The organism is Beduini sp. (assembly GCF_047239305.1).
GTDB lineage: Bacteria > Bacillota_I > Bacilli_A > Erysipelotrichales > Coprobacillaceae > Beduini.
The window spans coordinates 485,448-497,392 of sequence record NZ_JBKTEM010000001.1 but is presented as its reverse complement, the minus strand read 5'-3'; the positions used below and the strand labels follow the sequence as shown (position 1 = coordinate 497,392).

Genomic DNA, 11,945 nt, shown 5'->3' with positions numbered 1-11,945 from the left:
TTCTTGTTGATTAAAAAATAAATGAGCGTATAATTTTTACATGTTTAGGGGGAAAAGATATGTTTAGTAAGCAAGATTTAAAAAGATTAATTTTTCCGCTGATCATCGAACAGGTACTCGCCATGACGATCGGGATGGCGGATACTATGATGGTATCTTCTTGTGGAGAAGCAGCGGTTTCAGGAATATCGCTAGTCGATACGATTAATATTTTATTAATTAATATATTTTCAGCCCTTGCGACAGGGGGAGCCGTTGTTGCAAGTCAATATTTAGGTAAAAAGGATCATGATAATGCCAATAAGGCAGCCAAGCAGTTAGTGTTTGTAACCGGTGCGCTAGCACTAATCGTAATGATTGTCTGCTTGCTGGTGAAAGGTCCGTTATTAGCTTTGATCTTTAATATAGATGGGGAAGTGATGAGTAATGCGCAGATTTACTTTACAGTCTCTGCTATTTCTTATCCGTTTATTGCCCTATACAATGCCGGTGCAGCATTATTTAGATCTATGGGGAACTCTAAAATTTCCATGTATAACTCAGTCATTATGAACATGCTGAATATTATTGGAAATGCGATTTTAATTTTTGTTTTCAACATGGGTGTTTTAGGAGCGGCGGTAGCAACCTTATTTTCTCGTGTAGTTGGTTCAATGACGATGCTATGGATGCTCAGAAATGAATCCTTAATGATCAATGTCCGTCAGTATTTTCATTTCAAATTTGATTTTGGTATGATTAAAACGATTTTGAAAATCGGAGTGCCTAACGGTTTGGAAAACGGAATGTTCCAGATTGGTAAAATCTTAGTTGCCGGAGTCGTGGCTTCATTTGGTACGGTAGCGATTGCCGCTAATGCAGTTGCCAACAACATTGCCGGATTAGAAATCATTCCCGGTGCAGCGATGGGACTAGCTATTGTAACTGTTGTCGGACAATGTGTCGGTGCAGAAGATTATAAACAGGCAGAGCATTACTCTAAGTATCTAATGAAGATTACCTTTATTTCGATGTTAGCCTTAAATGTTGTGATTTTGGCTTTATGTAAACCAATTTTAGGATTATACAGTCTGTCACCGGAAACAACGGCAACGGCTTTTGAATTATTAGTGTTACATACAGTTTTTGCAATCTTAGTTTGGCCAATCGCATTTACATTGCCAAATGTCTTCCGTGCGGCAAACGATGCAAAATTTACAATGTCTATTTCTATTTTTTCAATGTGGGCATTTAGAATCTGTGCCTGTTTAGTCTTAGCTTATGTTTTCCATATGGGAGTCATGGGAGTATGGATCGCTATGATTTTAGACTGGTGCTTTAGATCGCTGTGTTTTATTTGGCGTTGGAAAAGCGGCAAGTGGAAACATAAAAAACTTATTTAAAAAAATCGCCTTGGTCTTGCAAGGCGATTTTTTATATTGAAATACAATAAATCTTAAATTTTTTCTATTCTCCTTCATATAATGTATTAGATAAATGGAGGGAACTATGAAAGAGATTAATATTATAAACTTAGATCAAAATGAAACAACTTTATTACCGCATTGCTACAACATCGGCTTTACTCACTTTTCTTCATTAAACTATCCGCACTATGCCTTGGATGGAGTTATCAGTTTTGCTGGAAGCCTAATTGAATTTAAAGAGAAGATCCTGGTTGACCGCAATATTCCCAGCCTGTTGCTGCAGGATTTATTGTTTATACTAAATGAAGAAGAGGTTACTTATACACTGCATTCAGAAGCAGTCGATTTCACTACCGGCAAAATAACATCCGGAAAAATGTTGACTTTAAGTATGGAAGAATTTGATTTTGATATTTATGCGATCTATTCAATCAGTATTGGAATATCAAAATCTAATTTTGATAAATTTCTAAAACAATTACCGACAGTATTTAAAATGAGAATTATGGAAGAAAACGAAGACCAAATGATTCTATTATTAAATATGGGAGATTATGATTTGAAAAAAAGTATCGCGATGCTTAAACAACATTGCGAATGATGCTATAATGAATAGGGTGATGAAAAATGAATGGCGGCATTATAGAAATCGATATACATGGTATGAATCAATATCAGGCAAAGACACTTATTGATTCACAACTAAAAAAAGCGAAAACGAACGTGTATCGTTTACGCATCATTCACGGTTTTCATCAAGGGGATGCTTTAAGAAGAATGGTTCGACAGACGTATCGCCATCATCCTAAGGTCATTAAAATAGAAATAGGACTAAATCCGGGAATAACGGATCTAGTCCTAAGAAATATTATTTAACGAAATCAAAGTCAGATAATTTCAACTGATTAATGGGAGCTTCCTTTTCGACGATCAGACGCTTGGCTTGATTGATCATGGCTTGCTCAATTAAATTTCGTGCCATACGACCGTTTCCGCTTCTTTGTGAATCGGTCTTTTGTTTTTCTTCATAATAATTAAGCAGTGGCAACAGACATTCTTCATCAATCTGATAATCTTTTGAAGTCGCAATATTCAAGGTAATATCCAACAGTTCCTGAGCAGTGTAATCCGGAAACTCAATAATATTTGGAAAACGTGATTTTAATCCGGAATTGGCTTCCAAAAATTCACTCATTTCTTTTGTATAGCCGGCTAATATGACAATTAGCTGCTCACGGTAGTCTTCCATACATTTTACTAGCGTATCAATCGCTTCTAAACCAAAAGAATCTTCTTTTCCGCGGTATAATGAGTAAGCCTCATCAATGAACAAGACACCACCAAGCGCCGATTCAACAACCTGTTTGGTAAGCGGTGCGGTATGACCGACATAACGTCCAACTAAATCACCGCGACTGACTTCTACTAATTGACCGCTTTCTAAAATACCGATCGCTTTTAAATATCTTGAAACGATGCGGGCAATCGTGGTTTTTCCGGTCCCGGGATTTCCGGTAAAGATCATATGCTTAGAAATGTCCGATGTTTTAAAACCACTTTGTTCTCTTAGCTTCATGATTTCATAATGATCTTTTAAAGAAAGAATATATTCTTTGATTTCTTTTAAACCGATGATTGTATCAAGCTCATCAATAACCTGCTGCAACTCTAAATTACTTTGGTTAGGTAAAAGGTGATCTAGTGGATAAACGATTTCATCAACTAAAACAGACATATCGCTCTGTATAGTGACTTTTTCAATCGAACGTGTTTCCTGAAGCTTCAATTCTACTAATCCCTGATACAATTTATCGTATTGATATTGTATTGACTCGATCCCTTGCTGGGAGTCATATTTTTTTAATACGGTATTCTCCAATTTAGGATCGACATTGACATCAATCTGCAATTGATTTAGACAGCGCTGAATAAAAGCAGCTTGCTGCTGTGCAGTGATTTCGACCACTTCTTCTTCACTAAAAGCATTCGTTTCACATATATCACCAAATAATTGAATAAATTTAGTCCCAAGCTTTGCAGTCAGCTGACTTAAAGACTGATCAGAGACGAAAACCAAATATTGCTGGTTCGCTTCCAAGCTGCCAATTGAATCACTTGACAGCACATTGGTGCTTTCTACTAATTGATGATTATTTAAAATATAGCGTTTATTTAATGTGATTTTCCCCGTTTTTAATAATTGAGTAATCATTGATAGATATCCTGTAAAGCATTGCTCAAAATTTAAGAAAACTAAAATACTGTCGCTTTTAGAAAGAAGGGCAAAGAGATCTTGCAAAAAGAGCTTTTCTTCTCCTTGTGAGGGGTAAAGAGACAAATCCATGATATGAAGATTCTTGCTTTTTACTTCTCCTAAAAGATAAAGCAGTTCATTTGATTTATCTAATACTAACTGCTTTCCCGTTCCTTGTTTTCCTAAAACTAAAATATTATTCTTAATCTTTCCAATTCGATTTCCGGCGACTTTCGCTCTTTTAAAAGCAATGACAAGCTGATGGATAAAGCGATCTTGACCGATCATGATTTCCTTAAGCTTTATTTCAAGATCACTAAAATCAATCTCTTTTGGCGTTTCTTCTAACATATCTTCTTTTAAATTCTTTTGCAGCTTATCCATTTGTTTGCTGGTATTTTTCATCATCTGGCGGCTATTTTCTTTGATCAGCTGATCCATCTGTTTACTCATCTGTTCTAGCTCACTGACTAAATCTCCACTTTTTTTATGTTCTTTTTCCATTTTTTCCAATGTTTTTTTCGTCCCAAATACACTGTTGAGAAGGTCATCAAATTTCTTGTCCATATCCTCATCTCCTAGTGGTATCCTACCATAAATTGAATATTCTCACAAGCACATAGATTTTAAAAGGAAAAATATGTATAATGGAGAAAAGAGGTGGATGCATGGAAACAGTAAGATGTTCAATTCGGGAAATGGTAGAGTTCATCAGTCGCAGCGGACATATCATTACAGAAATTTCAGCGAACAACCGAGCGGTGGAAGGGACTCGCATCCATCAGCTTATTCAAAAACAGCAAGGGGAATCTTATCATGCTGAAGTAGCACTGAATTATGAATTTGAGTATGAAGGGTTTTTATATATTCTTCAAGGCAGGATGGATGGACTGATTATTTTAGAGGATGAAGTCTGCATTGATGAAATTAAATCTGTGACGTATCCATTAGATGATTTAGATCTCGATCATGTCAATCAGCGCCATTTTCATCAATTGATGTGTTATGCCTATATCTATTGTGTTCAAAATGATTTAAAGGAAATAGATTGTCAGCTGACGTATTATGATGTGAATAATAAAGATCAGAAAATATTAAAGGAGCATTTTTTATTTGATCAGATTGAATCGATCTTTTTTTCAATTGTCGGGCAGTATCATGCATTCGTTAAACTCTATTATGATTTCAAGCAAATTCGCGATCAATCCTTAAAAACCTTAGCTTTTCCTTACGATCATTATCGAAACGGTCAGCAGGAAATGATGAATGCAGTCTATTATACGATTAAAAATAAACAGAAGCTCTTTATCCATGCGGCAACCGGACTGGGGAAAACATTGGGAACGGTGTTTCCGGCTCTGAGAGCATTGCATCATGGGCATACTAACAAGATTATGTATCTGACAGCTAAAGCGATTACCCGCACTGTTGCCAAAGAGACACTAAGCCATCTTGAAAAAAACGGACTGATTTTAAGAACGGTGATCATTACGGCAAAAGATCAAATGTGTTTTCTCGAAGAACGCCATTGTCATCCGGATTATTGTCCCTATGCTAAGAATCATTATGATCGGGTAAATCAGGCAATGCTCGATATTATGGCTCATGCCAATACTTATGATAAAGAAAATATCCAAGAGTTTGCTTTAAAACATGAAGTTTGTCCCTTTGAATTTTCTTTAGATTTATTCTTGTTCAGTGATTTCTCAATTCTGGATTATAATTATGCTTTTGATCCCAGAGTCAATTTACAGCGTGCCTTCTATCCGGAAAGTAAACTGACAATGCTGGTTGATGAAGCACATAATTTAGTTGATCGTTCAAGAGATATGTATTCAAAAGCATTGTTTCACTCTCATATTCGTCAAGTAAAAACATTAATGTCAAATCGTTCAAAGAATGCTTATAAAGCTTTGATTGCTTTAGATGAAGCCATGCTTCAATTAAAAAACGATCTGGTTGACAGACCTTATATCGTAGATTATCAGCCGCCACTAGAAATAGCTAAACGTGTTGAAGGTTTTCTATGGGCAATGCAAAAGTATCTATCCGAAAATGGGGAACAAGAGCAAGAAATATTGGATTTGTATTTTGAATGCGTGGCTTTTATGAAAATCTATGAATTGTATCGTGAATCCTATGTCACTTATGCTATTGATGATGGCGATGTCATGCTGAAAATATACTGTATGGATCCAAGCAGCTTGCTTAGTGATTACTATAGTCAGGTACAAGCAGTGATCTTCTTTAGTGCCACCTTGCTTCCAATTCAATATTTTTACCGTATACTTGGGGGTAAAAAAGATGATTTTAAATTATATTATGATTCTCCGTTTGACAGTCAGAATCGTTTAGTTTTAGTGGGAAATGATGTTCAAGCAAAATATCGCCAACGCATCTATTCTTATGATAAAATCTGTCGGTACATCTCTGAGCTGGCAAAGGGAAAAACAGGAAATTATCTGATTTTCTTTTCCTCATATGAATATTTAAACCAAGTGTATCAGCGGTTTATGCCAAATAATGAGGTTTATGTGTATAAACAAGAAGGACAGATGAGCTTAGAAGATAAAAACATATTTCTTGATCATTTTAAAACAGTAAAAGACCGTTCACAGGTATTTTTCACAGTTCTGGGAGGTATGTTTTCAGAAGGGATTGATTTCAAAGGCGAGCAGCTGATCGGAACAATCATTGTCGGAGTAGGGCTGCCGCAGCTAGGATTGGAAAGAGATTTGATTAAAAGCTATTTTGAAAAAGACGGCTATGATTATGCTTATAAATATCCCGGAATGAACAAAGTACTTCAGGCAGCCGGGCGGGTGATTCGAACAAATCAGGATCGCGGAGTCATTTTACTGCTGGATGAACGCTATGCATCAAAAGAGTATACAAAAATGTTTCCACGTGAATGGAAACATCTTCAAAAAACGTCTGTTGACCATATTTCAAAACAATTAGAAACATTTTGGAACAGCGAAAACAAACAGTAACACTCACACTTATTGCATGACAGATAACTTTTGAAAATTAATACAGCCCTCTTTATTTAAATAGTGATAATAGGTGCTTTCATCATTTGCGGTATATTCGATGGTAGTTCCACCCTTGTCCAAAAAGAGGGTATTCTCGGTGGTGTCTTCATTATTCTGGGCATTTTCAATGTTAGTCCAACTGACATCCCAGTATAATCTGTTTTCTGCTGTGGTGTCACCATTCATAAATTTTCCTTCTAATTCTCAGTAGATTTGACTGGTAAGGTTCCAAGTTATAAGACAATTTCCCTTCAAACTGTTTAAGGTGTCTGTCATCTTGACGATTGATATTTGCATATTCAAGCTTGGTGATTTTAGGTGACTTTTGTGGATTCTCGTCGGGTTTATACTGAATGAAAAAATAAAGACGGACAGTATATTTCGAGGTCACTTGCAAATGATGAACCAACAATCCATAGTGGCTAGTGGAGTCATTATTGGCACGTTCGACCATCTCGTTTAAAATATCTGTCGGAATACTGGAATCTTGCGTGATGGTCTCAATATATTCTGAATGATTGTTATAGGCAATGAATTCAGTATAGTTAGGATCAGGCTGCAGCTGTTTTATTCTAAAATAAGCAGCCAAACAAATGAAACCAACGATGATTATTATAATAACAATCAAACTATGTTTGAAATGTTTCTTTTTCATAAAACATCACCTTCCTTACCTTTATTATACTTGAAAATAACGGATAGGGGAGAAATGTTTCTGATTTTGGTGCTTTTTCGAATGAAAATTAAGGAGAATTTTAAACCTTTCGAGAATCTTTAGTATTTATTCTATATTTTTGCATATTTTATAATGTATTCTTATATAAGAATAGGAGCGTGAAGGGAAATGACCTATCAGAACAACTGTCTTCAACTCAATGGAAAAGAAATTCAGTTTCCAAACAAAATCTATAATGTTATGATGAGTAAATCTTATATTTTTGTATTGTTAGGATTTGATTTAGATGTTCAGACTCATTGTAATATTTATTGTTTGAATCACGAAGGACAAGAACTGTGGAAAATAAAAAAACGCGAATCGAGTGGGGTTATTAAAAATATGAATAACGCTTATATCGGGCTAAGGATAACAGACGGTAAATATGCCGCAGTTAATTTTTATAATGAGATTGTTTATTTTAACCCGTTTAACGGTAAGATAATATAAAAAACGATGCACGTAATAATACAGCATCGTTTTTTAATTAGTTAGTAATTAAGGGTTTAGCGTAATGGAAGAATCATCTAAACGCAATCGACCGGAATCATGAATGTAGGTATCATGCTCATATAAGCCATCAATTACATATTGAATAATGGCAGACTCAGGATTTCTGGGTTCGATTTTATAAGAGGTACTGCCATTATTGTAAATATCTCCGTTTAAATCCCAAAAGAGAACGCTGTTAGATTCTAAATTGTAATAGAGACTGCCATGATACGACTTTGTTGACTGAGCATCCTCAAATTCTACTTCAGCGTAATCAACACTTATGATTTTGATAGGAGTTTGAGTATCGGGATCATTTTCAAACTGAATATAAAAGCAAAGTTGGAGACTGTAATGAGATGAGGTGGGAACATATTGGATGAGTTTGCCAAAATGCAAAGAAGTATCCGAGAAAGCAGTTTCAATTTTTGAATCTAATATTTCATCAGAGACATTTTGAGATAAGGCTTGAATATAGTCTGCAGTCTGATCAAAAATAATCAGTTCGTTGTCATTTCGATGAGCATTTTTTTGCATTGTGACTGCGTAAACACTCATGCCATAAATTGCTGTAAGGAGTACTAAACAGAAAATGATAATAGATTTAAAAAGTGATTTTTTCATTTGATTCACCTTCCTTATCTACATTATACTAAATAATAAGGATATATTTATAATCTTTCTGCTTTAGTAACAATAAAAGTGATGAGCTAATGTGCCTGCATCACTTTTTCGTTTAATTCACTCAAATATTCCCAGCGTTCCATTTTTTCTTCGAGGGTATTTTCAAGCATTTCCTGTTTTTTAGTGAGTTCTATTATTTTGGTGTAATCTTCATGAAAATCATTCATTTCCTTTTCGATTTCAGCTAATTGATTTTCTAAATTGCTGATTTCTGTTTCAATAGACTCAAATTCTTTCTTTTCCTGATATGTCATTTTAACGGTGCTGACTTTTTTTACGATTTTCTTTTTTGTTTCTTTTAAGGTTTCCTGCTGAATTGTCTTTTTTTCTAAGTAATCACTGAATCCACCCATATAACGCTGAATTATACCATCTTTTTCAAAAGCGAAAATTTGGTCAACGACACGATCTAAAAAGTAACGGTCATGGCTGACGGTGATGACAATCCCGCTGAACTGATCCAGAAAATCCTCCAGTACATTTAATGTAGGAATATCAAAATCGTTGGTCGGTTCGTCTAAGATCAGAACATTTGGTTGTTTAAGTAAAACAGTCAGCAGAAATAAGCGTCGTTTCTCTCCGCCGGAAAGACGATTTACAACTGTATATTGCTTTTCTTTTTCAAATAAGAATTGTTCTAAAAGCTGGGTGGCGCTTAATTGACCTTCACTGGTTTGAAAATGTTCGGCATAGTCACGAATGATATCGATCACTCGCTTGCTTTCATCGATGCCTTGAATCTCCTGCGAAAAATAGCCGATGTTGATCGTATCGCCTAAAATTACTTCGCCGGCAGTCGGCTGCTTAATTTGAGCGATAATATTCAGCAGGGTAGATTTGCCAATACCATTGGCACCGATGATGCCAACGCGGTCATGACGTAAAAATAAATAAGAAAAATGATCGATTAGCAAACGGTTATCTAATTGATAAGTAATATCTTTTAGTTCGATAGTTTTAGAGCCAAGACGGCTGGCAATGGAAGAAAGATCAAATTCCTTATCCTGTGAAACAGAAGCAACCTGTGATAATTTTTCAAAACGATCCAATCTGCTTTTGCTTTTGGTAGAACGTGCCTGTACACCGGCGCGCACCCATTCGAGTTCTTTTTTCAAAAACTGCTGACGTTTATGGTCGCTGGCAATCTGTTGTGCCTGAGTCAGTTCCTTTTGTTCGAGATAGGCAGAATAGTTGGCTTGATAAGTAAATAAGCCGCAACGATCGATCTCGATCATTTTATTGCAGACACGCTCTAAAAAATAACGGTCATGAGTAACCATGGCGATGGCACCTGTATATTTTATTAAATATTTTTCCAGCCATAAGATCATATCTTGGTCTAAATGGTTCGTTGGTTCATCTAAAAGCAAAAGATCACTAGGCAAAAGCAAAGCAAGTGCTAAAGCAACACGTTTTTTCTGTCCGCCGGATAATTGGGTGATCTGCTGATCATAGTCATGGATGCCTAATTTAGATAAAATTGCTTTGATTTCATAGTCATTGACTTTGTCTTTTTCTTTTAATTGACTGCTGATAAAGCTGAAGCATGTTTGACCATCAAGAAAATCAGGCATTTGTTTTAAATAACTGATCTTTATATTTCCGCCAGTAATATAATCGCCGCTGTCCATCTGTTCAATTCCGGCAATGATTTTTAATAACGTTGATTTACCGGCACCGTTTTTGCCGATGATCCCGATCTTATCTTGATCATTAATGATCATCTGAGCATCTTTTAAGATGTGTCGGTCAGCATGGCGTTTGTTTAAGTTTTTTATTGTGATTAGCATAAGATCCTCCTAATGAAGACTTGATTTCTTCCCTGATTTTATCATAAAAGCAAAGCAGGGTACAACTGAATGTTTCATATAATAAAAAGGTGCTAAGCACCTTAAACTTTAAGATTAACCCAATTTCCTTTTCGATAGCGCATTCGGGAAGCAAAATAACGAATCAGCTGATCTAAGAAAAGAGACAGCCATGCTCCAATCAATCCCAGTCCTAATGGGAACGCTAATAAATAGGTTAAGACCGGACGCACTGCTGTGACACTGATTAAAGAAATCATCGCAGTAAATTTAACGTCACCGGCACTTCGCAGACAACCAAAAGTAATCACCTGAGTGATCTGGAAGACAACAGTTAAGACGATGATAAAGACAATGTTGCCACCCGTTTGAATAATGATCGGATCATTGGTAAATAGTCCTAAAATTTGATAGCGGCAGACAATCAGAAAGGTACCTACCAAAACAGCAGCGACTTTCCCAAGCTTTTGCGTGGACGTGCTGTATATTTTTGCCATATCTTTTCGTTTTGCTCCCAAGCTTTGACCGACTAAAGAAGAAGTCGCAACAGAAAGTCCGTCTCCAAATGAGAAAGAGAGATTAATGATGTTCATACAGACCTGATGAGTAGCAAAAGCAATGGTTCCCAATGTAGCCACAGTCTTTGAATAAAGGAAGAAACCAATACGCATAAAGACTTGTTCAACGAAAGAAGAAGAGGTGATAAAGTAAAGGTCATGCAGTGTTTTCTTATCAAAACGCCAGCTCTGATGCGAAGAAAAATGCAGAAACTCATCTTGATGACGCAGTGACATAAATGACATGACACAAGCTACTATATTCCCTAATGAGGTCGCAATGGCAGCACCGGCTACTCCCAGCTTAGGGAAAAAACCAATCCCGTTGATAAGCAAGAAGTTAAAAATCAAATTGACGACGTTTGCGGTTAGGTTTGTCCTCATGGAAATCTTGGTATTTCCACACCCCTTTTGTGCGGCATTGATCGTTAAGGACATACTGTAAAAAATATTCCCAACCATAATGAGTTTAAAGTAAGTTGCTGCCATATCGACATATTCATCATTTGCTCCGGCAAGATAGAGGATATCTTTTGCCCAGATGATGCCAGCAATGGACAGAACTAAAGCGGCACCGATACAGATCATCAGAGCTTGTCTCAGACAGCGGTTTGCTGCCTCTTTATCCTGCTCGCCTTTTCTTCGCGAAACAACAACGGTAACCCCAACATTCAAAGACAAGATCACCGCTAAAATAATAAACTTCGGCTGATTAGTAATCCCGACAGATGCAATAGCATCTGCACCGATGGACCCCACCATAATCATGTCGACAGAAGAAATGAGCGAAATCAAAACGGCTTCCAGCGTAGAAGGCCAGGCAACACCTAAGGTCTTTTTATAAATTTCTTTATCGCTGGGGATTTCACCTTGTATTTCGTCTTTCGATACATGTGATCTTACAGAAAAAAATTGACTTAGTTTCATAATAATTCCCCCATATAAAGATTAGTCTAATATAGAAAGTTTGGATAAAACGTTTTTTTCATAAATT

11 protein-coding genes are annotated in these 11,945 nt (G+C 36.2%); 5 read left to right on the top strand and 6 right to left on the bottom strand.

Annotated elements, in window-relative coordinates:
• Nucleotides 1–59 precede the first annotated feature (59 nt).
• The 3 genes from ACLRVU_RS02590 to ACLRVU_RS02580 all read left to right on the top strand — a co-directional run bounded on the left by ACLRVU_RS02590 (nucleotide 60) and on the right by ACLRVU_RS02580 (nucleotide 2,282).
• Nucleotides 60–1,382: an MATE family efflux transporter gene (locus ACLRVU_RS02590; RefSeq protein WP_412890552.1), complete on the top strand. Its 1,323-nt coding sequence runs from the start codon at nucleotides 60–62 to the stop codon at nucleotides 1,380–1,382.
• Nucleotides 1,383–1,488: 106 nt separating this feature from the next.
• Complete coding sequence (locus ACLRVU_RS02585; protein WP_412890551.1) at nucleotides 1,489–2,007, top strand: hypothetical protein; 519 nt, start codon at nucleotides 1,489–1,491, stop codon at nucleotides 2,005–2,007.
• A 26-nt stretch (nucleotides 2,008–2,033) separates the two neighbouring features.
• Complete coding sequence (locus ACLRVU_RS02580; protein WP_147548857.1) at nucleotides 2,034–2,282, top strand: Smr/MutS family protein; 249 nt, start codon at nucleotides 2,034–2,036, stop codon at nucleotides 2,280–2,282.
• Here the strand turns inward: ACLRVU_RS02580 and ACLRVU_RS02575 are convergent.
• On the bottom strand, nucleotides 2,275–4,227 hold the full coding sequence (locus ACLRVU_RS02575) for an AAA family ATPase (protein WP_412890550.1): 1,953 nt from the start codon (nucleotides 4,225–4,227) through the stop codon (nucleotides 2,275–2,277). The two genes, ACLRVU_RS02580 and ACLRVU_RS02575, sit on opposite strands and share 8 nt — an antisense overlap.
• 101 nt (nucleotides 4,228–4,328) lie before the next feature.
• On the opposite strand from ACLRVU_RS02575, the gene ACLRVU_RS02570 reads away from it, so the two are divergent.
• Entirely contained in the window at nucleotides 4,329–6,653 is a 2,325-nt protein-coding gene (locus ACLRVU_RS02570; protein ID WP_412890549.1) for an ATP-dependent DNA helicase, read from the top strand.
• 9 nt (nucleotides 6,654–6,662) lie between these two features.
• Here the strand turns inward: ACLRVU_RS02570 and ACLRVU_RS02565 are convergent, their stop codons facing one another.
• Nucleotides 6,663–6,881: a hypothetical protein gene (locus tag ACLRVU_RS02565; RefSeq protein ID WP_412890548.1), complete on the bottom strand. Its 219-nt coding sequence runs from the start codon at nucleotides 6,879–6,881 to the stop codon at nucleotides 6,663–6,665.
• A complete protein-coding gene (locus ACLRVU_RS02560) occupies nucleotides 6,871–7,350 on the bottom strand; it encodes a hypothetical protein (RefSeq protein WP_412890547.1) in 480 nt (159 codons plus the stop codon). The genes ACLRVU_RS02565 and ACLRVU_RS02560 overlap by 11 nt, the downstream gene beginning before the upstream one ends.
• Nucleotides 7,351–7,539: 189 nt before the next feature.
• On the opposite strand from ACLRVU_RS02560, the gene ACLRVU_RS02555 reads away from it, so the two are divergent.
• Complete coding sequence (locus tag ACLRVU_RS02555) at nucleotides 7,540–7,860, top strand: hypothetical protein (protein ID WP_412890546.1); 321 nt, start codon at nucleotides 7,540–7,542, stop codon at nucleotides 7,858–7,860.
• A gap of 48 nt (nucleotides 7,861–7,908) precedes the next feature.
• On the opposite strand, the gene ACLRVU_RS02550 is transcribed toward ACLRVU_RS02555, so the two are convergent.
• From ACLRVU_RS02550 to ACLRVU_RS02540, 3 genes are all read right to left on the bottom strand, one after another.
• Complete coding sequence (locus ACLRVU_RS02550; protein ID WP_412890545.1) at nucleotides 7,909–8,526, bottom strand: hypothetical protein; 618 nt, start codon at nucleotides 8,524–8,526, stop codon at nucleotides 7,909–7,911.
• A gap of 86 nt (nucleotides 8,527–8,612) precedes the next feature.
• On the bottom strand, nucleotides 8,613–10,376 hold the full coding sequence (locus ACLRVU_RS02545; RefSeq protein ID WP_412890544.1) for an ABC-F family ATP-binding cassette domain-containing protein: 1,764 nt from the start codon (nucleotides 10,374–10,376) through the stop codon (nucleotides 8,613–8,615).
• Between the two features lie 101 nt (nucleotides 10,377–10,477).
• A complete protein-coding gene (locus ACLRVU_RS02540; RefSeq protein ID WP_412890543.1) occupies nucleotides 10,478–11,878 on the bottom strand; it encodes an MATE family efflux transporter in 1,401 nt (466 codons plus the stop codon).
• Nucleotides 11,879–11,945 lie beyond the last annotated feature (67 nt).